This is a genomic window from Streptomyces sp. NPDC058671 (genome assembly GCF_042716475.1).
In the GTDB taxonomy this organism is placed as follows: domain Bacteria; phylum Actinomycetota; class Actinomycetes; order Streptomycetales; family Streptomycetaceae; genus Streptomyces.
In genome coordinates this window covers 121,452-143,332 of record NZ_JBHXSA010000006.1, presented here as the reverse complement: position 1 = coordinate 143,332, position 21,881 = coordinate 121,452, and the positions used below count along the sequence as shown (strand labels likewise).

Here is a 21,881-nt window from a genome sequence, read left to right as displayed (position 1 = left end):
ACGGTGCCGGCGGTCACGTCCCGGACGGGGCATTCCGACTCGCCGCTCGTGGGGAGCGGCATACGGTTGCGGGGTCAGTGCCGGATTCGCACCGGCTTCCCCCCGTACGGGCATGATGACGACGTGACCCCACTCTACCGGCCCGTAGGCGCGGCGCCCCGGGGGTGGGAGGTGCCTCACACGTACCCCGCGAGAACACCGAGGGGGCCCGGGGGCCTCGCGCGCGACCGGAGTCGTCAGCGCGGACCGCGGGGGCCGGGGGGGGCCTCACGCGCGGCCGGAGTCGTCAGCGCCGCGCGGTCTCCGCCGCCGCGGGAGCCGTCAGGTCGATCAGCCGGCAGACCGTCTCGATGTCGATCTTCACCTGGGCGATCGAGGCGCGCCCGGACAGCCAGGTGATCAGTGCCGAGTGCCAGGTGTGCTCGATGACCCGGACCGCCGACAGCTGCGACGGGGTGGGGTGCTCCGCCCCCATCGCGTCCAGGATGATCGCCGTCGTCAGCCGCGAGACCGTGTCGACCTCGGGGTTCACGCCGCGGTCCGCGAAGGTCAGCGCCCGCACCATCGCGTCGGCGAGCTGCGGCTCGCGCTGGAGCGCGCGGAAGGCGCGCATCAGGGTCTCCGCGACCCGTTCCGCCGGGTCGGTGCCCGCCGGCGGCCGCTTCCGCAGCGTGGTGTGCAGGTGCTGTAGCTGGTCCTGCATCGTCGCGACCAGCAGATGGATCTTGGACGGGAAGTAGCGGTACAGCGTCCCCAGGGCCACCCCGGCCGCCTCGGCGACCTCCCGCATCTGCACGGCGTCGAAGCCGCCCCGCGCCGCGAGCTGGGCGCTGGCGTTCAGGATGCGGCGGCGGCGCGCCTCCTGACGTTCCGTGAGGGGCGGCGACGCGGGTCTGTGGTCCGCTCTGGCGTCTGCGGTCATGAGGTCCCGTTCGGTGCGGTGGGGAGCGTCAGTATGGCGGTGCGGGCGTCGTGGTGTGAATCACCTGCTCCGGATCTCACCGCGGAGCTACCTGCCGGTAGATGCTGTCCTCCCTGACTCACGCCCGGCTCCCTCCCCGTCGGCCGCCTCGGCGGAGCGAGAAGGCCGGGAAAGCCGGGCGAACGATCAGGCGACCGTTCAAGTCTGTAACTTGTTCTAGATTAGCGCGAGCGGTTACGCTCCGGCGAAACGCACGCTCGAAGGGGGTCGCGCATGACCGCTGAGGCCATAGAGGCAGGCCCCCGCCAGGGCGTCACCGCGACCGGTGACACTCCGCTGCGGATCGCTCTCCTCACCTACAAGGGGAATCCCTTCTGCGGCGGACAGGGCGTCTACGTCCGGCACCTCTCCCGCGAACTCGCCCGACTCGGCCACCACGTCGAGGTCTTCGGCTCCCAGCCGTACCCCACGCTCGACGAGGGCGTCCCGCTCACCGAGATCGCCAGCCTCGACCTCTACCGCTCGCCGGACCCGTTCCGCACCCCGAAGCGCGCGGAGTACCGGGACTGGATCGACGCCCTGGAAGTCGCCACCATGTGGACCGGCGGCTTCCCCGAGCCGCTCACCTTCTCCCTGCGGGCCCGGCGCACGCTCGCCGCCCGGCGCGGCGACTTCGACGTCGTCCACGACAACCAGACCCTCGGGTACGGGCTCCTCGGCGGCCCGCGCGCGATCGGCGCCCCGCTCGTCACCACCATCCACCACCCCATCACCGTCGACCGGCAGCTCGAACTCGACGCCGCCGCCGACTGGAAGCGCCGCGCCTCCGTCCGCCGCTGGTACGCCTTCACCGGCATGCAGAAGCGCGTCGCCCGTCGCCTGCCGTCCGTCCTCACCGTCTCCGGCACCTCCCGGCAGGAGATCGTCGACCACCTCGGCGTACGCGAGGACCGCGTCGAGGTCGTCCACATCGGCGCCGACACCGACCTGTGGTCCCCGGACCCCTCTGTCGCCGAGGTCCCCGGCCGGATCGTCACCACGTCCAGCGCCGACGTCCCCCTCAAGGGCCTGGTCCATCTGATCGAGGCGCTCGCCAAGCTCCGCACCGAGAACCCGGACGCGCACCTCGTCGTCGTCGGCAGGCGCGCCGAGGACGGGCCCGTCGCCCAGGCCATCGAGCGGTACGGGCTCGACGGGGCCGTCGAGTTCGTCAAGGGCATCAGCGACGCCGAGCTCGTCGACCTGGTGCGCTCCGCGCAGGTCTCCTGCGTGCCCTCGCTGTACGAAGGGTTCTCGCTGCCCGCCGCGGAGGCGATGGCCACGGGGACGGCGCTCGTCGCGACGACGGGCGGCGCGATCCCGGAGGTCGCCGGGGCCGACGGGGAGACGTGCCTCGCGGTGCCGCCGGGGGACGCGGGGGCGTTGGCGGGCGCGCTGGGACGGGTCCTGGGGGACGCGGAGCTGCGGGGGCGGCTCGGCGTGGCGGGTCGTGCGCGGGTGCTGGAGCGGTTCACCTGGGCGCGGGCGGCGCAGGGGACCGCGGACCTGTACCGGGAGGCGATCGCCCGCCAAGGCGCCGGGGTGCGCCGGTGACACCTCGCCGTTGTCGCATGGGTGCGCCGGTGGCACCTCGCCGTTGTCGCCGGGCGCGGCCCGCCGGTCGGGTCGTGCCCGCCTTCCCCCGAGCTCTCGGCTTCGCCCGGGCAGGGGGGACCCCCATCGCCCTGCGGAACACCTGCCCACAGTCCGGCGGCGGCGCCTGCCCACAACCATCCTCAAACCGCGAAAGCAGGACGACTCCGTGCTGACCGTCGACTTCACCCGCTTCCCGCTCGCCCCCGGCGACCGTGTGCTCGATCTGGGCTGCGGGGCGGGGCGGCATGCCTTCGAGTGCTACCGGCGCGGTGCGCAGGTCGTGGCCCTCGACCAGAACGGCGAGGAGATCCGCGAGGTCGCCAGGTGGTTCGCGGCGATGAAGGAGGCCGGGGAGGCCCCGGCGGGTGCGACCGCCACCGCGATGGAGGGCGACGCGCTCAACCTGCCCTTCCCCGACGAGTCCTTCGACGTCGTCATCATCTCCGAGGTCATGGAGCACATCCCGGACGACAAGGGCGTCCTCGCCGAGATGGTCCGCGTCCTCAAGCCGGGCGGCCGCATCGCGATCACCGTGCCCCGCTACGGCCCCGAGAAGGTCTGCTGGGCGCTCTCCGACGCGTACCACGAGGTCGAGGGCGGCCACATCCGCATCTACAAGGCCGACGAACTCCTCGGTAGGATCCGGGAGGCCGGACTCAAGCCGTACGGCACCCACCACGCGCACGCGCTGCACTCGCCGTACTGGTGGCTGAAGTGCGCCTTCGGCGTCGACAACGACAAGGCGCTGCCCGTCCGCGCCTACCACAAGCTCCTGGTCTGGGACATCATGAAGAAGCCCGCCCTGACGCGGATCGCCGAGCAGCTGCTCAACCCGGTCGTCGGCAAGAGCTTCGTGGCGTACGCGACCAAGCCGCACTCCCCCTCGCTTCGCGGCGGGAACCCCCGCCCGGAGGCCGACGCCGTGGACGCGGCCAAGTGACGTCCCCCGAGCGGATCGCGGAACACCTCGTCCTGCCCGGCGTCCTCACCGTCGAAGAGGCCGCCGAGACCGTCGCCGGGATTCTGGCGGTGCAGCGCGAGGACGGCGCCATACCGTGGTTCCGGGGCCACCACCTGGACCCGTGGGACCACACCGAGGCCGCCATGGCCCTGGACGCGGCCGGCGAGCACGTTGCCGCAGCCCGCGCCTACGAGTGGCTCGCCCGGCACCAGAACAGCGACGGCTCCTGGTACGCGGCCTACCACGACGGCGAGCCCGACCAGGTCACCGACCGGGCCCGGGAGACCAACTTCGTCGCGTACATCGCCGTCGGCGTCTGGCACCACCACCTGTCGACCGGCGACGACGCCTTCCTCGACCGGATGTGGCCCGTGGTCTACGCGGCCGTCGAGTTCGTCCTCGGACTCCAGCAGCCCGGCGGCCAGATCGGCTGGAAGCGCGAGGCCGACGGCACCCCCGTCGATGACGCGCTCCTGACCGGCAGTTCGTCGATCCACCAGGCGCTCCGCTGCGCCCTCGCCATCGCCGAGGCCCGCGAGGAGCCGCAGCCCGACTGGGAGCTGGCGGCCGGTGCCCTCGGCCACGCCATCCGCCGGCACCCCGAGCGTTTCCTCGACAAGTCCCGCTACTCGATGGACTGGTACTACCCGGTCCTCGGCGGCGCGGTCACGGGCCCCGAGGCGCAGACCCGTATCGACGCCGGCTGGGACGCCTTCGTCGTCCCCGGGCTCGGCGTGCGCTGCGTCCTGCCCAACCCGTGGGTCACCGGCGGCGAGAGCTGCGAACTCGCCCTCGCCCTCTGGGCGACGGGCGAGTCCGACCGGGCCCTGGAGATCCTCCAGTCCATCCGGCACCTGCGCGCCGAGAACGGCATGTACTGGACCGGTTACGTCTTCGAGGGCGACCGGGCCGTCTGGCCCGAGGAGCTCACCGCGTGGACCGCCGGTTCGCTGCTCCTCGCCGTGGCGGCGCTGGGCGGCGACGAGGCGACCGGGGCGGTGTTCGGCGGCGAGCGACTGCCGAGGGGCCTCGAACCGGACTGCTGCGGGTGAACCCGGGGGCCGGGCGGGCCCTCAGTGGCGGCGCGTCAGGCGCCCCGCCACCGCGTGTCCGATGACGAGGTAGACGACGGCGGCCAGACCGTAGCCCGCCACCACCCGCGCCCACCCCTCGTCGAAGGTGAACAGGTCGTGCGACCAGCCCGCCAGCCAGCGGGCGGCGCTCTGGACGAACTCCACCAGGTCGTTGCCCCGGTTGGCGCCCAGCAGGTACATCAGGATCCAGAGAATGATGATCGCGGCCATGACATCGGCCAGGACGCTGATCACTCTCGCCGCTTGCGTGTTGCTCCGTCCGGAAGTCATACCCCTCGGGTTGCCGTGGGTCGCGCTTCGAAACCCGTACGGAGTCGTCCCGGTGGCGGCTGGGCCGGACCGGGGTGAGGCTGGCGCCATCGTCCCAGGGAGGTTCCGTCGTGCCCAGAGGTGTTTCGCGTGGAGTCGTGGCACTGCTGCTGTCCTGCACCCTGCTCCTGACCACCGCCGCCTGCGGTGGTGACGACGGGCAGAGCGCGAGCGGGGCCGCGACCCCGTCGGGTACGAGCACGTTCGAGCAGCAGAAGCTGGCCAAGACCCGGTTCGTGGCCAACGCCGGTCTCGCCGCGGGCGCCACGTACCAGTGGATCGTGAAGCCGTACCGGGCGGGCAAGTTCACGAAGGGCGCGGACGGGCGGACCTTCGCGCTGGTGAAGGCGGGCCTCGCGGGCGCGTTCACGTACAACCGGCTGAAGGCGGCGGTGAACAACGCCAAGGGCGACCCGCTGCTCTCCCAAGCGGTCGCGCCGCTCTCGGCGGGGATCGACTCGCTGAAGGACCTTGGCACGAAGCTGCGCAAGGGCGAGGCGGGCGACGCGGACGTCGGCGCCTTCGAGAACATCATCAACAGCGTCAAGGACGCGGGGAAGAGCGCCGGCGCCGAGGTCGTCGACAAGGTGCCCACCACCTCGCAACTGGGCGGCTAGACATCGGGACTGTACGGCAACGGCCCCTCGTCCGGAAGGAATCCGGACGAGGGGCCGTCGGTACGTACGGGGTGCCGTGCGGTACTAGCCGCGCTGGATGCCCGTCGTGTCCTGGAGGACACCCCGGCGGCCGTCCTGCGTCTGCGCCACCAGGGCGGGACCGCGCTGCTCGACCGCCAGGTACCAGGTACCCGGAGCCAGTTCGGCGATCGGCGCCTGGGAGCCGTCCTCCGCGTACAGCGGGCGGGCGACCGGCACGGCGAACCAGAACGGCGAGAAGTCCGAGGCGGGCTGCGCCTGCGGGGCCGGGGCCTGCGCCTGTGCCTGCGGCTCCGGCTGGTGCGGGGTGTGCGGCTGCGGGGCGCCGGCCTGCCCGCCGAACTGCTGGCCCGCACCCTGCGAGGGGTCCTGCTGGCCGCCGTACTGCGGGTGCTGCGCGCCCGGGTAGCCGTAGCCGCCGCCGGGGACGCCCTGCGGGCCGGGCTGGCCCGGCTGCATGCCGTACGGCTGCGGGGTCTGCGGACGCGGCGCGCCGACGAGCGGGGCCTTGAGGGCGGGGACCAGCGGACCGGCGACGGCGGCGGCGGCCGCGATCAGGGCGGCGATCAGGCCGAGGATCAGGCCCGCGCCGGCGTTGTTCGACTCGAAGATCCACATGAGCAGGGTCCATGCGGAGGCGATGGTGAACGCCGTGCCGACCTGACCCAGCTCCAGCCCGGCCACCTTGCGCTGCTGCGGCAGGGCGCGGGAGAGGACGACGAGCGCGACGCCGACGATGCCGAGGAAGAAGGCGCCCCAGCCGAGGGGCGAGGCCTCCCACGCGTTCGGGAGGTCGACCTGCTCGCAGAGCTGCTCGGGGCCGTCACAGCTGGCGTAGGAGAGGAACGAGGCGATGAACAGCACCACCGCTGCACCGATCAGCACGCCATCGCCTCGGGTGAGGGAGCGGATATTCACGTGAGAAGTCCTTCGTCGGTCGTCGGTCGTCGCGTCGGGGTGGCGCTCGGGGTCCGGGCACGGGGGCGGCCCCATCGTACGGAGCGAATCTATCGCCCGTCGGTCCTACCCCCTGAGGTAGGTGGCGATGCCGTCCGCGATCCCCTGGGCCGCCTTCTGCCGCCACGACGCTGACGTGAGCAGCTGTGCGTCCTTCGGATCACGCATATTGCCGCATTCGACGAAGACCTTGGGGACGGTTGAGAGATTGAGTCCGCCCAGATCGCCACGGACGTCCAAGCCCGTACCGGAGCCCAGGTAGTTGGAGGGTGCCGTTCGGGTGGCGCGGGCGAACCCGTCCGCGATCCGCTCGCCGAGCTCGCGGGAGGGCCCGACGATCCTCGTCGTGTCGGCGGAACCCTCGCGGACGCGTGCGGGCAGGATCACATGGAACCCCCGGTGGCCGACGGCGGAGCCGTCCGCGTGGACGGAGACGACGGCGTCGGCTCGGGCCTCGTTCCCGATCCGGGCGCGCTCGTCGATGCACGGCCCCCATGGGCGGTCGGCGTCCTGGGTGAGGACGACGGTGGCGCCCTGGGCGGTGAGGAGGTCCCGAAGGCGGTGGGAGACGTCGAGCGTGAAGGAGGCCTCGGTGTATCCGGCGTTCGTGGACGTGCCGGTGGTGTCGCACTCCTTGCGGTTCGTCCCGATGTTCACCTTCTGGTTGATCTCTGCGGAATGGCGGAAATTGCCGGGGTTGTGACCGGGGTCGACGACGATGGTCCGCCCGGCGAGGGATCTGCTCGGTCCCGGGGCGGAGGAGAGCGGTGTCCGGGAGGGCGTCACGCTCTCGCGCGGTGTCTCCGGGGACTGCCCGCTCTCCCCGGGCTTCCCGGCCGGCGGCGAGACCTGCGGGGCCGCGCACCCGGCGAGTACGGCGCAGCAGCCCAGGGCGGCGAGAGCGAGGGCGAGGGCACGGCGGGCGGTGTTCGGGTGGTCGTACGGCACCCAGCGACTTTAGGCCCTGCCGGTGGCGAATCGCGGCAGGCCCTACGTCGCAGGTTGGTCACCGGCTCGGCGGAACGGTGGACGCGTGTGCGCGAACGGTGAAGGGTAGACAGAAAGAGGCGACGGTGGGGTGCCACCGCGCATGGGCCCACGAGGGGGAACCGTGGTGGGGGAAGAACCGAACGACGCCCGTCCCGAACCGAAAGATGCCCGTCCCGAACCGAAAGACGCACGCCCGAAACCGGCCGACGCCCGTCCCGAACCGGCCGACGCCCGTCCCGAACAGGTCGGCGCACGACCCGAGCCGGGCGATGCGCGCCCGGAGCCGGCCGTGGCTCGTCCCGGGGCGAGCGGCGTGCGCCCGGAGCCGAGCGACGCGCGCCCGGAACCGGCCGACGCCCGTCCCGAACCGGTCGCAGTTCGTCCCGAGCCGAGCGACGCGCGCCCGGAGCCGGCCGACGCGCGACTCGCGCCGAGCGACGCTCGCCCCGAGCCGAACGACACACCTCGGGGCGGGACTTCGAGGGGCGGCGGGGACCCGAGGGCTTCCGAAGCGCCGTGGGCCCCTCCGGCCCCGGCGGCGCCTCCGGCCCCGGGCGTATCCCCGGCCCCGGCCGTGCCTACGGCCGCAGCGGCCCCGGCGGCCCCGGCCGTATCCCGGGCCCCTGACGCCCCGGGCGCAGCTCCGACGCCAGCGGCTCCCGCCGCCCCCGCCGTGTCCCCGGCCCCGGCAGCCCCCTCGGCTCCCGTGGCCGGTGCGCCCACGCTCGCCTTCGGCGTGCCGTCCGCGCCGCCGTCCGCGCCGCCGTCCGCGGCATCCACCCCGCCTCTCCCTGCGGCCTCCGCCCCGCACGGCGGCGAGGCACCCGCCCCCGCAGGGGCCACGCCCGGCTTCGGCGCCCCGCCGCCCTGGGGCGAGGCCGGAACCGGGGGCGGATCCGTACCGCCGCCCGGCGCTCCGCCCGGTTACGGCCCGCCGCCGGGCTACGGACCCCCCGGTTACGGCCCGCCCCCCGGTTACGGCCCGCCTCCCGGTCACGGCGGCCCTCCGCCTCCACAGCCGCGCGGTGACGCCAACCCCGTGCAGGCCGCCATGGTCGGACTGCTCAACCTCTCCTGCCTGGGCCTCGGTTACGTCCTCCTGCGCCACTGGATCGGCGCCGCCCTCTGCTGGGCCGCCACCGCCGCCCTCCTGGTCATCGCCCTCCCCGCCGACGTCGACGGCGTGCCCCTCGGGCTCCTCGCCGGCTACGGCGTCTTCCTGCTCGCCGTCGCCGCCGACGGGGCCAGGCGCGGGCTGCGCGCGAACCTGCGGATCGGCGCCTCCTTCCGCCGCCTCGCGCTGCCGCTCGCCCTCGTGCTGCTCGCCGTGCCCGCCGGCGGCTCCCTCGCGTACGGCGCAGCCCGCGGCGAGGCGAAGGAGCAGGCCCTCCTCGAACGCCTGTCGGCGGCGGACGGGCTCGTGACGTCCGCAGACGGCCTGCCCTTCGACAAGGCCGAGCCGATCTACCGCAAGGCGCTCGCCGACTACCAGGACCTGGGCACCGAGCACGCGGGTTCGCGGGCCGGGAAGCTGGTCCCCGCGCGGCTCGACACGTACTACGAGACGCTGTCCCGCCCGTACGCGAAGAAGGCGTTCTGCGCCGCCGTCGCGCCGCTCAAGCACCTGCGCGGCCTCGCCGGCACCGTCGACAAGGAGCTGCTCGGTACCCGGCCCGCCAAGGCCGACGAGCCGCTCGCCGAGTCCCTCTTCCGGTGCGGGACGGACGCGCTCGGCGTGGAGGCCGCGGACCCGCCCGCGAGCGAGAGCCTCAACGCGCTCTACGACACCTTCCCGAAGTCGCCCCAGGCGACGCGGGTCGAACCGGCCGTACGGGCGGCGATCAAGACCCGGACGACCGCCCTCACCGCCGGCACCGCCCCCTGCGAGACCACCGACGAGCTGCGGGCGCTGCGCTCCTCACTCGACAACATGACGGACCCGGCCGTCGACAGTGCTTCGAAGGAGGCCGCCGGCGCGGTCCAGAAGGGCGACTTCGCCTGCGGGACCCACCAGTTCAGGAGCAAGGAGTTCGACGACGCGGGCACGACCATGACCCAGTACGCCAAGGACTACCCGAGCAGCCCGCAAGCCGCGCACGCCCGTTCCATCGCCATCGCCGCCGAGATCGCCGACGAGGTGCCCGAGGCCGGCAGGAAGCTGCCCCCGGTCGGCGTCCCCGGAGGCGCCCGGATGGTGATGGTGGTGAGCAACGACGGCCCCGGTGAGGTCGAGCTGCTCTACACGGGCCCGATGACCGGCAAGATCACCCTCGATGCGTGCACGACCTGCACGAAGTACAAGACCCCGCTCCTCACCATCTCGCCGAAGATCAAGGCGTGCACCGGGCCGGCGTCGAAGTACCCGAAGGCGACCCTGCTGCTGCCCGCCGGCGACTACCACTTCCTCCAGAAGCGGGCCACCACCGGCACGTCCGCGGCCGGTGACACCAAGTCCAGCAGGACGAAGATCGAGCCCGGCTACAGCTACACCAACTGCCTGTACGTGACGTCGCTGTACTGACCTCGCCGTCCGGCCCCGCGCCGCCGCTCCGGGTCCCGTGCCCTCAGCGGCGGCGCAGCACCCGCAGCGAGTCGGTGACCGAGACCTCCTCGAAGTCGCCCGACTCCAGGGCGCGGAGGTAGATCCGGTACGGGGCCTGGCCGCCGTCCTCCGGGTCCGGGAAGACGTCGTGGATGACGAGCAGGCCCCCGGGAGCGACCTTGGGGGCCCAGCCCTCGTAGTCGTTGGTCGCGTGCTCGTCGGTGTGCCCGCCGTCGATGAACACGAGCCCGAGCTGTCCGCCCCACACCTTCGCGACCTGCGGCGACCGTCCGACGACGGCGATCACGTACTCCTCGAGGCCCGCCTTGCGCAGCGTCCGGCGGAACGTCGGCAGGGTGTCCATGAGCCCCACCTCCGGGTCGACCACCGTCGCGTCGTGGTACTCCCACCCCGGCTGCTGCTCCTCGCTGCCCCGGTGGTGGTCGACGGTCACCGCGACCGTCCCCGCCTGCCGGGCCGCGTCCGCGAGCAGGATCGTGGAGCGCCCGCAGTACGTGCCGACCTCCAGGAGCGGCAGCCCGAGCTTCGCCGCCCCGGCAGCCGCCTCGTACAGGGCGAGCCCCTCCCCGGCGGGCATGAACCCCTTCGCGGCCTCGAAGGCGGCAAGGATCTCGGGCGCGGGCACGGACATGGTGACTCCTACTGGCGGGTACGCGGGTACGGGCGCCCATCGTGCCCTACGCGTCCCCTAGCCGTCGCACTCGAACCACACCGTCTTCCCCTCGGCGGTCTCCTCCACCCCCCACCGGTCCGTCGTCGCCTCCACGAGGGCGAGCCCCCGCCCGCTCTCGTCCAGCGGACCGGCGAGCTTCGCGATCACGGGCCCGGGGACGGCGTCCGCCACCTCGACCCGCAGTCCGTGCGGCTCCCGCAGGATCAGGACGGTGCACCGCCGCTCCGGAACGTGCCGGACGACGTTCGCGACGAGCTCGGTGAGCGCGAGCGTCCCGGAGTCGGACAGGCGGTCGAGATCCCACCGCGCGAGGAAGACGCGCAGGATGCGGCGCATGTGACCGGCCGAGTGCTCACCGACGGTGAAGCCCATCCGGTAGCTGGTCCCAAGTTCCGCGGGATAGAGGTCCGTTACGTGGTTCATGCCACCAGAATGAGGTCGGGTCGTTACGCTCGGCTACGAACTGAACCGAACGCCTCACCGCGTGAGCTTGGGGGTGACCTCGTCGTGGTCAACATCCGCAGCCTGGATCCCAGCGCCTCGCCGCTGGACTACTACGGGTCGGAACTCCGCCGTCTGAGGGAGGAGGCGGGGCTCAACCAGCCGCAATTGGGCAAGGTCCTCTTCTGTACGGCGTCCCTCATCGGCCAAGTGGAGACGGCCAGGAAGGTCCCCACGCGCGAGTTCTCGGAACGCCTGGATGCGGCCCTGATGACGGGCGGGGTGTTCACGCGCCTGGTGGGATTGGTTCTGCGGAGCCAGCTGCCGACGTGGTTCCAGGCGTACGCGGAGATGGAGGCGCGGGCGGCGTACCTCTACTCGTTCCAGGCCCAACTGATCGACGGACTCCTCCAGACCGAGGCGTACGCGCGGGCCGTCCTGGGCGCTCGGACCGACGGGGACCTCGACACCAAGGTCGCGGCCCGCATCGAGCGGCAGCGGATCCTGGAGCGCGAGACGCCGCCGCTGCTCTGGGTCGTGCTCAGCGAGGCGGTGCTCCGCCAGGAGATCGGCGGACCCGCGGTCATGCGAGCCCAACTAGCCCATTTGTTGGCGATGCAGGGGCGGGAGTGGGTGAAGATCCAGATCCTGCCGTTCGAGGCCGGAGCGCATGCCGGGCTGATGGGTTCGTTCAACCTGCTGCGCTTCGAGGACGACCCCGACCTCGTCTACACCGAGGACTTCGTCCAGGGCCATATGACCGCCGATCCGGCCGCCTTCCGGGAGGGCTCGCTCCGTTACGATCACCTTCAGGCCGCCGCCCTCTCGGTGGAGCGATCGGCCGAACTGACTGCCGGCGTCATGGAGGAACACTATGGGGACCGACCAGAACCTGACGGCCGTGCGCTGGCGTAAGTCGTCGTACAGCGGTGACACCGGCGGCCAGTGCATCGAGTGCGCCCCGCTCGGCGCCGCCGCCTGGCGCAAGTCCTCGTACAGCGGCGACACGGGCGGCGCCTGCATCCAGGTCGCCGACCTCACCGCGCACATCGCCGTCCGTGACTCCAAGAACCCCGAAGGTCCCGCCTTCCTCGCCACCCCCTCCGCCTTCACGGCCTTCGTCACCGCCGCCGCCGAGGGGCGCGTCGGCCGCTGAGGGCACTGACCGTGGCGACTCTCGTAGGGATGCTGATCCTCGCCCTCGCCCTGCCGGCGTGGGCGGGGATCACCTTCGTGGGCCTGGTCCGGGCCCGTAGGGGCGAGGGGCCGTCCCGGCCTCGCCGCTCAGCGGCCCGGAAGGCGGCCTGGATCGCGGGCCTCGCCTACCTCACCGGCGGGGCGCTGCACCTGTACGGCCTCTCGTACATGCCGTTCCTCTTCCCTGAGGACGCGTGCTGGTTCAACGCGGGGATGAAGGTCCATCCGGACTCCAGCGGCGCGCTTCCCGTCAGTCTGGTGTGCCGGGGCACGGAGGTCGTCCCGTGGTGGGTCAATCCCGGGCTGCTCGTCCTCGCGGTCACCGCTGTCACCGCGACCGTCACGAGCGTCGTCCTGGCCCTGAGGCGTCCTGTCGGCGGCCGCTGACGGGTGGTCGGCCGCGCACCCGCCCAGGGTGGCGGGCCGTCGGGTTCTCGCCTGTGGTCAGGCGACGCGGACGATGCTCTTTCCGCAGGTCGTGCCCTCGGCGAGGCGCTGCACGGCCGTGGCCAGGTCTTCGAGCGCGTACTCGGCGGTGATGTCGGTGCGGATCTCGCCGTCGGCGACGAGGTCGAGTGCGCGACGGGCGCTGTCGGCGAGCCGTTCGGGATGGGTCCGGCTGAGCAGGTTGCTGTTGTAGGTCAGCAGTGACGTGCCGTGCGTGAGGAGGTCGTTGGTGTCGGCGAGGACGGGTGCGTACGTGGCGAGGTTGCCGTACGCCACGAGTCGGCCGTGTGCCGCCAGCCGCTCCAAACCTGCGGTGCGGGCCGGGCCGCCGACCGGGTCGAGGACGACGTCCAGCTTCTCGTCGCCGAGCGCGGCCGGGAACTCCTCGCGGAGCAGGAGCCGGTCGTACCCGAACCGCGCGGCGTAGGCGGCCCTGTCGGCGGTGCCGACCACGCCGACGATCCGGCCGGCTCCGGCCAGTCGGGCGAACTGGGCGGCGAGCGTGCCCACCGAGCCGGCGGCGGCGTGGATGAGCACGCTTTCGCCGGGCCGCACCCGCGCGGCGGTGTGGATCAGGTCGTAGGCGGTCGGCGCGGCCCACCCGAGCCCCGCCGCCGTCCTCAGCGGCAGGCTGCCGGTGCCGAGGGCGAGGGCGGCGGGGGCAAGGACCACCTCGGCGTAGGCACCGGAGGTGGTCAGCGCGGTGACGGCCTCACCGATGCGGCGGGCATCGACGCCCGCGCCGACCGCGACGACGTGCCCGGATGCCTCGAACCCCGGGACGAAGGGGCGCGGTACGGCGAAGTGGCCGTCCCTGACCATGGTGTCGCCCCACTGCACCCCGGCGTAGGCCACGCGGATCGCCACCTGGCCGGGGCCGGGGGTGGGCTCGTCGAGTTCGGTGAGGCGGTAGTGGTCATCGGGGTCGAGAACGACAGCCTTCATGGTGACAGCTCCTTGTGTTGACTCAGTATCCTTACAGTCGAGACCGTAGGTATATAAGGTTCCTGAGTCAACCCATGAACCTGTCAATGGAATGGGAGCGCACGCGGTGGAAGCCCCGATCGAGAACGACCTCTGCACCCGGATCAGGCGGTCGGAGCAGGCGCTGATGGCGCACCACGAGGCCGTGCTGCGCACCTACGGGCTGACCATGACGCAGTACGCCGTGCTGTTGGTCCTCGCGCGCGAAGGCGGCATGTCCGGCGCCCAGTTGGCCCGGTCCTGCGGGGTGACCCAGCAGAGCATGAGCAGCGTGCTGGCCAACATGGAGGGCAAGGGGCTCATCGGCCGCGAGACGTCACCGGTGCACGCCAAGGTGCAGATCGCCACCCTCACCGACGCGGGGCAGGAACTGCTGGACCGCGCCTACCGGGAGGTGGTCATCCTGGAGAGCGCGCTCACCGACGCGTTCGCCCCGTCCGAGTACGCGGCACTGTGCGCGCTTCTGGAACGCGCCACCACCGTCCTGGTCCAGCAGACGCGCAACGCGACGGCCCCGCCCGCCGGCTGAGCGGAACGAGAAGCGCATGAACGATCCCGAGTTCGACCTGTCTCCCCAGGCCCCGCCCGGCGCCGTCGCCGAGGGGCACGACCTGGCCGACCAGGTCTGCCGAGAGCCGGTCCGGGGCGCGCAGTCGATCCCCTTCGCGAAGAGTTCGATGACGGTTCCTCAGCTCCGCGTCCGTCTCCCCGTCCACGAATATCCCGCCCCCGACGAGGGGATCGGCCTGGATGCACCGGGCTGTGTCGGGCCCGAGGGCCCGCTGAGACCGAAGCCCCGCCGGGCGGCCCCCGGCGGGCCTTCCGGGTCAGGCCTCGGCGAGGACCGCGCGCAGCCTCCGTACCCCCGTCTTCCACTCCTCGACGTGTGCCTCCTCCCACAGTTCGAGGAGTTCGGACGGCTCGGTGAGGACGCGGTCCAGGGCCGCGACGGCCGTCGGGCGGAGCCCGGCCGGGAGCTCGGGCAGGGGGTCCTTCGGCCCGTACGCGGTGGTGACCGGGTCGCCGCCCGGGCACTGCGCCGCGACCAGCGCGGCCGACGCGATCGCCTCCGCCGCAAGGTCCGAGTCCAGGTAGTCGCCCCCCGTCCCGGTCACCTCGCCGAACGCGGCGAGGAGCACGTCCGCCTTCTTCTCCGCCGGGGCCTTGTCCACCCTGTACGAGAAGTCGGCGGCGGTGTCGTTGTCGAAGGGGCCGATGTCCCAGGTGCCCATGGCGCGAACGCCCTCTCTGTCGTCGATCGGAGGTACGGGCATCGTGGCAGGCACCACTGACAACGGCCGTCCAGCCCTGACGGGTGCGGGGACGCGGGTGGCCGTCAGAGGTCCAGGGCGTGGCCGTCGTCGCGTCGATGTGGGCCGGGACCTCGTCGTGGGGGACGACGCGGGGGCTCCACAGGGCGTGGAAGGAAGCCAGAGCGGTGGTCAGGGCGGGGGATCATTGCTCATGCGGCGATCGTCGCCGGTGGAGCCGCCGCGGGAGTGCCAGGAATCGCACATGCCGCGAGGATCCGCCCGGTCGTACGGCCCCCACCGGGTCGTCGTGATCGTCGACGCCGGCCCCGCGACCTCGCACCCCGGCCCCGCGGAAGCCCGTAGCGACCGCGGCCGCTCGCCCCGCTGCGGGCCGTCACCGGGGCCCGCGGCGTAGGACTCTCGGCGTATGTACGGGGTGGAGGGCGTCTGCGACCATGACGGCCATGCCGCAGAACGACCCCGCAAGCAAGGCCGCCACGGCCTCCGCCCCCCTCCCCTCCATACCCGCCCCCGCCCGCCCCTGGCTGGTCGTCCTCGCGGCCTGCGCGGGGCAGTTCCTCGTCGTCCTCGACGTCTCCGTCATGAACGTGGCCCTGCCGTCGCTCAAGGCCGACCTGGGACTCTCCACCCTGGAACTCCAGTGGGTGCTCAACGCCTACTCGATCGCCTTCGCCGGTTTCATGCTGCTCGGCGGGCGGGCCGCCGACCTCTACGGGCGCAAGGCGATGTTCCTGCTCGGCCTCGGGCTCTTCACGGCGGCGTCCGTCGTCGGAGGCCTCGCCCCCGAGGGCCAGTACCTGATCGGCGCCCGCGCCGCGCAGGGCCTCGGCGCCGCCCTCCTGTCACCGGCAACCCTCACCCTCATCACGGGCGCCGTCCCGGCGGGAGCCGCCCGCACCCGGGCCATCGGGACCTGGACGGCGGTCGGCGCGGCCGGCGGCGCGGCGGGCGGCTTCGTCGGTGGCTCCTCGTCGACCTGCTGTCCTGGCGCTGGGTCCTCCTCATCAACGTCCCCGTCGGCATCCTGGTCCTCGTCGCCGCCGGCCTGTGGCTGCGGGAGAGCCGCACGGCGGGCGGCCGCCGCCTCGACCTGCCGGGCGCCGTCCTCGTCACGGCGGGCCTCGCCACCCTCGCGTACGGCATCGTGCAGACCGAGGCGGTGGGCTGGATCACCCCCGCCACCCTGCTGCCGCTGCTCGGCGGCCTGTCCCTGCTCGCCGTCTTCGTCCTCGTGGAGTCCCGGACCCGGGAGCCTCTCGTGCCGCTGGGCATCTTCCGCAACAGGGCCGTGTCGACGGCCAACGCGGCCATCCTGCTGTGCGGTTCGAGCTCCTTCGGCATGTGGTTCTTCATGACGGTGTACGCGCAGAACGTCCTCGGTTACACCCCCCTCCAGGCCGGTCTCGCGCTCGTCCCCAGCTCCCTGAGCGTCCTCCTCGGCTCCAAGCTCGCCCCGCACCTGATGCCGGTCGTCGGGGCCAGGAACCTCGCCGTCATCGGCGCGCTCATCGGCGCCGCCGGCTTCGCCTGGCAGTCGACGCTGACCGCCGACGGCACCTTCCTCGGCACGATCCTGGGTCCCGGCGTCCTCATGATGGGCGGCATCGGCCTCGCGACCACCCCGCTCGCGACGCTCGCCACCTCCAGCGCCTCCCCGGGTGACGCGGGTCTGGTCTCGGGCCTCGTCAACACCTCCCGCACGATGGGCGGGGCGCTCGGCCTGGCCACCCTGACGACCATCGCCGCGGCGGCCACGCCCTCCCTCGTCGTCCTCGGCGCACCGGACCCGTCGTACCTGGTCCCGGGCTACGCGACGGCCTTCCGCGTCTCGGCCTGCGTCCTCGTCACGGCTGCCGCGCTGATGCTGCTCCGGCTGCCGAAGGAGGCGGCCCGGCGCGGGTGACGGAACGGGTGACAATGCTCCTCATGATGATCAAGAGCAGGTTCAGAACCGCCGTGACCGCGCTCGCCGTCGGCGCGGCCCTGACGGTCGCGCCCTCGGCGTCCGCGGAGCCGGTGGTGGCCGTGACCACCGGCGCGACGTTCAACGACCCGTCCAGCACCGACAAGGCCGCCACGGGACGGATCCTCTTCCACCTGACGGGTCTCGTCGACGGCGCCGAGGCGGACTCGTCCATCCGGATCTCCCTCTACCTGTTCCACTCCCAGTACATGGCCGAGAGGCTGGTCGCCGCCCACCGGCGGGGCGTCTCCGTCCAGGTGGTCCTCGACGGCGACAGCACCTCGGGCGCGGCCACCTACCTCGCCACCGAGCTGGCGAAGCCCGGCAGCGCGCCGTCCTGGGTGCGCACCTGCAAGACGTCCGAGGCCTGCCTCGCCCTGGACCCGGGCACCACGGCCTCGGACCCCGACGGCTGGTACCCCAACGTCAACCACAACAAGTTCTTCCTGTTCTCCCGTACGAAGGGCAAGGGCGACACCGCGGTCGACAACGTGGTGGTGCAGTCCTCCGGCAACCTCACCGGGCAGGACACGGACGCCTGGTGGAACGACGCCCTGACGGTGGTCGGCAACACGGAGCTCTTCACCGCGTACACCCGCTACTTCGACGACCAGGCGGGTGCGGCCGTCGGGGAGAGGCCGCAGGTCGCCGACTACGCCCACGACACCCAGGCGGGCAAGGCCAAGGTCTACTTCTTCCCCCGGTCCGGCACCGACGTCGTCGTGAACATCCTGAAGACGGTCGCCCCTGCCGGCACCGCGAACCCCTGTGGCGGCAACTCCCCGGGCTTCGGCACCGCCGACGGCCGTACGAGGATCCGCATCGCCCAGGGACACATCACCCGCACCGAGGTGGCCAGGCAGCTGTGGGAACTCGCCGAGAAGGGCTGTCACGTCGAGATCGTGTACCGCTCCCTCGAGAACTGGGACGCGGCGACCGGCACGCCGCAGTCCGAGGTGTCCACCTGGCTGACGAGGCCGACCTCGGGGAAGGGCCGGATCATCCTGCACGCGCTCGACAACGACGGCCGCGGGGGCTCCGACACCCACACCAAGTACCTGCTGATCGAGGGCACGTACCTCAACGGGGTCGACAAGAAGATCGTCTTCACCGGCAGCCACACGTACACGGGGATGGCGCTGACGGTGAACGACGAGACGCTGCTCAAGTACGAGGACACGACCGTCTTCGGCCAGTACGCGACGAACTTCGAGGCTCAGCGCGCGGCCTCCCTCGCGGAACGCGACCTGTAGGACTCTCTTCCTCCACCCGCGGCCGTGCCGTAGCCGCCGCCGCACGGCCGGGGCCCCGGGCCGGCCCCGGCCATGCCGCCGCCGCGACCGCCGCCGTACGGACGCGGGCCGTCAGTCCCGGCCCGCGTCCGGGTCCGCCGCCGTGAGCACCGGATCGAAGACCGTCTCCCCGCGCAGCACCTGCCGGACCGCCTCCGCCAGCTCCTCCACGCGCCCGTCCTTGACCAGGAGCCCGGCCGCCCCCGCCTCCCTCGCCCGCCGCGGATACCCCGGCCGCCCGGAGGTCGCGAGGACCAGCACCCGGCAGTCCGGCACCTCGTCTCGCAGGTCCCCGGCCGCGTCGAACCCCGACCGCCCCGGCAGCTCGGCGTCGAGCAGGGCCACATCGGGGCGCCCGACGAGCGCCGCGTCCACGACCTCGTCGCCGCGCCCGACCCGCGCGACGACCTCGAAGTCGTGCTCCATCCCGAGCAGCAGCGCCAGCGCGCCCGGTGTCGTCCCGGGGTCCTCGGCGAGCAGGATCCTGATCATTCCGTGGGCTTCCCGTCGTGTGGGCGGGGGCCTCCACGGGGTTCCGCGGCGACCCGGACCGCCCGCGGGACGGTCCCGGGGCAAGCCTGCCGCCTGGGGCCGCGACCCGCGCGCGCGGACGCGCCGACATCGCTTCTGACGTCACGTCAGGAGGGTTCCCGAGCGCGATCGGCTCGGCTGTACAGGGGGACCACCGGCATAGAACGCGTTCTGGACGAAGGGCCCCGGGGGGTGACCCCGGGGCCCTTCGGCTCGCTGGACTGCCGTTACCGCGCGGTCGGCGCGGTCACCCCGGTCACTGCCCGTCGGGCTCGCGACGGTGGCGGCCGCGGGGGGAGGACGCGGAGTCCTCCGTCGGCGCGGCCTCACCGCGGTGCTTGCCGGAACCGAGCGGCTCCTGCCCGTGCGTGCTGTTCTCCGACATGGTCGAAATCACCCCGTTGACATCGGTCCTGCTGTGCAGCCCGAGAGTCTAGCCAGCGGGTCTGCGGTCGGTGAGGGGTGCCTGCTGAAGCGGCACCGGCCGGCACACCCGGGGCTCCTCCACGACCGCCGCGACCGTCACCGGCCCGGGCACCGGCTCCGGTTCCGGCGGCGCCTCCAGGTCCGCCAGCCCGCACGGCGCCCCGGCCGTCACGTACGGCAGCCGCAGCACGCCCCCGGCCGTCCACAGGCCCGCACCGGCCAGCCAGCCCGCCGGCGCGGCCACGTGACCCATCCGCCGGGCCGAGGGCCGCCAGATGCCGACCCAGCTCCCGGCCGCCGCGTCGATCCGCAGCGCCACCCCGCAGCTCTCCGGCATCAGCACCTGCCCCGGCTGCACGGCGAACGGCGTCACCGCAGCGTCGTCCAGCCGCAGGCACTCCGGGAACCGCACCGGAAGCAGACTCCCCAGCACCCCCCAGCCGAGCCGGTCGTGCCCCGGCGACGGCGCGTCGGAACGGATCAGGAGGAGCCCGCTGTCCGGGTCCGCGAGGAGCAGCCGGTCGTGACTGTCCTCGGTGATCTGGAGCAGGGGTGTCACCTCCCCGCCGCGCTCCAGGTCGACGGCGACGGCCTTCACCGGCCCGTCCCCGAGTTGCCGGTCGAGCGCCAGCATCCGGCCCGTACGGTCGAGCCACACCCCGCCCGAGCAGCGGCCCCTGACCTCCGCCACCTGCTCCGGGCCGAACGCGCCACCCGCGACCAGCCACACCGTGGTCGTGTCGGGGCCGACGCACATCGCGTACGCGCAGATGCCGTCCGGCGCGGGCGGCAGCAGCACCAGGTGCTCGGAGCCCGGCGCCTGGACCGCGCCGAGCTGGAGCTCGCCGGTCGCCGGGCCCGTGGGGTAGAGCAACGAGAACGTGTTCCGCCGCCCGTCCACGCGGCGGGCGACGAGGACCCGCCCGTCCGCGAGGGGCAGCAGCTGGGTGCCCGGCTCCTCCGGCTGGTCGAGGGGGAGCGGCACGGCGTACGGCTCCGGGCCGTCGAGGGTCCACCGCTCCACGTACAGGGCGTCCCCGACGCCCGCGAGCCTGGCGGCGTACGCGCCGTTCGCCGTGATCGTGAACCCGGTCGGCCAGGCACCGCTCCCGGGGCGCTCCCCGCCCCGGTTCCCCTCGCGGTCGTCGTCCTCGGCCGTCGTCTCGATGGCACACGCTGTCATCGACTCGTCACCTCCGGCCACGAAGCTAGTTTTCGCACTCCCAGCCGAACAACACGAGCCCGGTCACTTCACACATAAGGGTGGCCCTGTGGCGATTCGGCTGAGGGGCGAGGGGGGCCTGTGCTGGAGTTGCCCGTGGTGAGTAAGGTAAGGCGAACCTAAACGGAGTCTGCGGCTCCGCCCCGGTAGCGCCCGTATCCCCGCCAGGACCCGTACAGGAGCCTTCTCATGTCCCTCCGCCGCCGCGGCACCGCCGCCGTCGTCGCCCTCGCCGCCACGCTCTCGCTCGCGGCCTGCGGAGGAGGCGACGGAGGATCCGACGCCGCCGCGAAGGAGGACACGGGCAAGAAGAAGGACGTCGCCACCGGCGGCAAGGACTTCGGCGACGCGGCGGCCAGGACGGCGGCCATGGGCACGGACGCGAAGGCCGGCCAGTTCCCCCGCACCCTGACCCACGCCCTCGGCAGGACCGAGCTGAAGTCCGCCCCCGAGCGGGTCGTCGTCCTCAACGTCGGCGAACTCGACAACGTCGTCTCCCTCGGCGTCCAGCCCGTCGGCTACGCCCCCTCCGAGGGGGACGACGGCATCCCCGGCTACCTCAAGAAGGACGCGGGCGCCCCCAAGTCCGTCGGCACCATCAACAACCTCAACCTGGAGGCCATCGCCAACCTCCAGCCCGACCTGATCCTCGGCAGCCAGCTCCGCGCAGCCGACAAGTACGACGAACTGTCGAAGATCGCGCCGACCGTGTTCTCCCTCCGCCCCGGCTTCACCTGGAAGGAGAACTACCTCCTCAACGCCGCCGCGCTCGACCGGACCGCCCAGGCGAAGGAGAAGCTCGCCGCGTACGAGACCAAGGCCAGGCAGCTCGGCACGGACATCGGCCCGGACAAGCCGACCATCTCCATGGTCCGCTACCTCCCCGGCAAGATCCGCCTCTACGCCAAGGCGTCCTTCATCGGCACCATCCTGGAGGACATCGGCCTGCCCCGGCCCGCGAACCAGCGGATCGACGACCTCGCCGCCGAGATCAGCCCCGAGAAGATCGACGAGGCCGACGCCGACTGGATCTTCACCGGCGTGTACGGCGACGCCAAGGCCACCAAGAAGGACACCGCCCAGGCCAACCCGCTCTGGAAGAACCTCAAGGCGGTCAAGTCCGGCCAGGCCAAGGACGTCCCGGACGAGACCTGGTACCTCGGCCTCGGCGTCACGGCCGCGAACAGCGTCCTCGACGACCTGCGCGCCGACCTCGTCGAGAAGTAGGAGCGGGTACGGGGCGCGGGCGCCGCCGGTACGACCCCGTACCGGCGCCCGCTCCGGCACGGCGCCCCCCGCCCACCGGGCACGACGGCCGGGCGCGTGAGCCAGGTAGCCTTTCCC

Annotated in this window: 21 protein-coding genes, 2 pseudogenes and 1 riboswitch; of the genes and pseudogenes, 12 read left to right on the top strand and 11 right to left on the bottom strand. The window is 72.8% G+C overall.

Annotated features, from left to right (window positions below; all coding sequences use genetic code 11):
* Positions 1-27: 27 nt before the first annotated feature.
* Positions 28-102, bottom strand: a riboswitch (cobalamin riboswitch).
* 184 nt (positions 103-286) lie between these two features.
* Entirely contained in the window at positions 287-922 is a 636-nt protein-coding gene (locus tag ACFWV2_RS09805; RefSeq protein ID WP_384404351.1) for a TetR family transcriptional regulator, read from the bottom strand.
* A gap of 273 nt (positions 923-1,195) precedes the next feature.
* On the opposite strand from ACFWV2_RS09805, the gene ACFWV2_RS09800 reads away from it, so the two are divergent.
* From ACFWV2_RS09800 to ACFWV2_RS09790, 3 genes are all read left to right on the top strand, one after another.
* A complete protein-coding gene (locus ACFWV2_RS09800; protein ID WP_384404349.1) occupies positions 1,196-2,515 on the top strand; it encodes a glycosyltransferase family 4 protein in 1,320 nt (439 codons plus the stop codon).
* Between the two features lie 208 nt (positions 2,516-2,723).
* Complete coding sequence (locus ACFWV2_RS09795; RefSeq protein ID WP_384404347.1) at positions 2,724-3,497, top strand: class I SAM-dependent methyltransferase; 774 nt, start codon at positions 2,724-2,726, stop codon at positions 3,495-3,497.
* Positions 3,494-4,570, top strand: coding sequence for a prenyltransferase/squalene oxidase repeat-containing protein (locus ACFWV2_RS09790; protein ID WP_384404344.1), 1,077 nt, complete (start codon positions 3,494-3,496; stop codon positions 4,568-4,570). Before ACFWV2_RS09795 ends, ACFWV2_RS09790 begins: the two co-directional genes overlap by 4 nt.
* A gap of 21 nt (positions 4,571-4,591) precedes the next feature.
* Here the strand turns inward: ACFWV2_RS09790 and ACFWV2_RS09785 are convergent, their stop codons facing one another.
* The gene (locus tag ACFWV2_RS09785) at positions 4,592-4,882 is read right to left on the bottom strand and encodes a hypothetical protein (RefSeq protein ID WP_384404343.1); all 291 of its coding nucleotides are present in this window, start codon (positions 4,880-4,882) and stop codon (positions 4,592-4,594) included.
* Positions 4,883-4,992: 110 nt separating this feature from the next.
* Between ACFWV2_RS09785 and ACFWV2_RS09780 the strand changes: the two genes are divergently transcribed.
* On the top strand, positions 4,993-5,538 hold the full coding sequence (locus tag ACFWV2_RS09780; RefSeq protein ID WP_384404341.1) for a hypothetical protein: 546 nt from the start codon (positions 4,993-4,995) through the stop codon (positions 5,536-5,538).
* 84 nt (positions 5,539-5,622) lie between these two features.
* On the opposite strand, the gene ACFWV2_RS09775 is transcribed toward ACFWV2_RS09780, so the two are convergent.
* Positions 5,623-6,495, bottom strand: coding sequence for a DUF5336 domain-containing protein (locus tag ACFWV2_RS09775; protein WP_384404339.1), 873 nt, complete (start codon positions 6,493-6,495; stop codon positions 5,623-5,625).
* A 105-nt stretch (positions 6,496-6,600) separates the two neighbouring features.
* The gene (locus ACFWV2_RS09770; protein WP_384404337.1) at positions 6,601-7,482 is read right to left on the bottom strand and encodes an N-acetylmuramoyl-L-alanine amidase; all 882 of its coding nucleotides are present in this window, start codon (positions 7,480-7,482) and stop codon (positions 6,601-6,603) included.
* Between the two features lie 1,081 nt (positions 7,483-8,563).
* On the opposite strand from ACFWV2_RS09770, the gene ACFWV2_RS09765 reads away from it, so the two are divergent.
* Positions 8,564-10,045, top strand: a complete 1,482-nt coding sequence (locus tag ACFWV2_RS09765) for a hypothetical protein (RefSeq protein WP_384404335.1) — start codon at positions 8,564-8,566, stop codon at positions 10,043-10,045.
* Between the two features lie 43 nt (positions 10,046-10,088).
* On the opposite strand, the gene ACFWV2_RS09760 is transcribed toward ACFWV2_RS09765, so the two are convergent.
* Together ACFWV2_RS09760 and ACFWV2_RS09755 are read right to left on the bottom strand one after the other, a co-directional pair.
* Positions 10,089-10,718, bottom strand: coding sequence for a class I SAM-dependent methyltransferase (locus tag ACFWV2_RS09760; protein WP_384404333.1), 630 nt, complete (start codon positions 10,716-10,718; stop codon positions 10,089-10,091).
* Positions 10,719-10,775: 57 nt separating this feature from the next.
* Positions 10,776-11,183, bottom strand: a complete 408-nt coding sequence (locus tag ACFWV2_RS09755) for an ATP-binding protein (protein WP_384404331.1) — start codon at positions 11,181-11,183, stop codon at positions 10,776-10,778.
* Between the two features lie 84 nt (positions 11,184-11,267).
* On the opposite strand from ACFWV2_RS09755, the gene ACFWV2_RS09750 reads away from it, so the two are divergent.
* Genes ACFWV2_RS09750 through ACFWV2_RS09740 form a run of 3 tightly spaced genes read left to right on the top strand, consistent with a single transcriptional unit; the run spans position 11,268 to position 12,785 of the window.
* Entirely contained in the window at positions 11,268-12,116 is an 849-nt protein-coding gene (locus tag ACFWV2_RS09750) for a Scr1 family TA system antitoxin-like transcriptional regulator (protein WP_384404329.1), read from the top strand.
* Positions 12,076-12,357, top strand: coding sequence for a DUF397 domain-containing protein (locus ACFWV2_RS09745; protein ID WP_384404327.1), 282 nt, complete (start codon positions 12,076-12,078; stop codon positions 12,355-12,357). Before ACFWV2_RS09750 ends, ACFWV2_RS09745 begins: the two co-directional genes overlap by 41 nt.
* Before the next feature lie 11 nt (positions 12,358-12,368).
* A complete protein-coding gene (locus tag ACFWV2_RS09740) occupies positions 12,369-12,785 on the top strand; it encodes a hypothetical protein (protein WP_384404325.1) in 417 nt (138 codons plus the stop codon).
* Positions 12,786-12,842: 57 nt separating this feature from the next.
* On the opposite strand, the gene ACFWV2_RS09735 is transcribed toward ACFWV2_RS09740, so the two are convergent.
* A complete protein-coding gene (locus ACFWV2_RS09735) occupies positions 12,843-13,790 on the bottom strand; it encodes a zinc-binding alcohol dehydrogenase family protein (RefSeq protein WP_384404323.1) in 948 nt (315 codons plus the stop codon).
* A 106-nt stretch (positions 13,791-13,896) separates the two neighbouring features.
* Between ACFWV2_RS09735 and ACFWV2_RS09730 the strand changes: the two genes are divergently transcribed.
* A complete protein-coding gene (locus ACFWV2_RS09730; RefSeq protein WP_384404321.1) occupies positions 13,897-14,358 on the top strand; it encodes a MarR family winged helix-turn-helix transcriptional regulator in 462 nt (153 codons plus the stop codon).
* Between the two features lie 298 nt (positions 14,359-14,656).
* On the opposite strand, the gene ACFWV2_RS09725 is transcribed toward ACFWV2_RS09730, so the two are convergent.
* On the bottom strand, positions 14,657-15,061 hold the full coding sequence (locus ACFWV2_RS09725) for a DUF4259 domain-containing protein (protein WP_384404653.1): 405 nt from the start codon (positions 15,059-15,061) through the stop codon (positions 14,657-14,659).
* A 485-nt stretch (positions 15,062-15,546) separates the two neighbouring features.
* Here ACFWV2_RS09725 and ACFWV2_RS09720 point away from each other — a divergent pair.
* Positions 15,547-17,006, top strand: a pseudogene (locus ACFWV2_RS09720) (MFS transporter).
* Between the two features lie 23 nt (positions 17,007-17,029).
* A complete protein-coding gene (locus tag ACFWV2_RS09715; RefSeq protein ID WP_384404319.1) occupies positions 17,030-18,319 on the top strand; it encodes a phosphatidylserine/phosphatidylglycerophosphate/cardiolipin synthase family protein in 1,290 nt (429 codons plus the stop codon).
* 120 nt (positions 18,320-18,439) lie between these two features.
* On the opposite strand, the pseudogene ACFWV2_RS09710 reads toward ACFWV2_RS09715, so the two are convergent.
* From ACFWV2_RS09710 to ACFWV2_RS09700, 3 genes and pseudogenes are all read right to left on the bottom strand, one after another.
* Positions 18,440-18,850, bottom strand: a pseudogene (locus ACFWV2_RS09710) (response regulator); the annotation flags it as partial.
* Between the two features lie 295 nt (positions 18,851-19,145).
* Positions 19,146-19,274 (bottom strand): hypothetical protein, encoded by a 129-nt coding sequence (locus ACFWV2_RS09705; protein WP_360783636.1) that lies wholly within the window; start codon positions 19,272-19,274, stop codon positions 19,146-19,148.
* A 48-nt stretch (positions 19,275-19,322) separates the two neighbouring features.
* A complete protein-coding gene (locus tag ACFWV2_RS09700; protein WP_384404317.1) occupies positions 19,323-20,498 on the bottom strand; it encodes a hypothetical protein in 1,176 nt (391 codons plus the stop codon).
* Between the two features lie 228 nt (positions 20,499-20,726).
* On the opposite strand from ACFWV2_RS09700, the gene ACFWV2_RS09695 reads away from it, so the two are divergent.
* The gene (locus ACFWV2_RS09695; protein WP_384404315.1) at positions 20,727-21,764 is read left to right on the top strand and encodes an ABC transporter substrate-binding protein; all 1,038 of its coding nucleotides are present in this window, start codon (positions 20,727-20,729) and stop codon (positions 21,762-21,764) included.
* Positions 21,765-21,881: the final 117 nt, after the last annotated feature.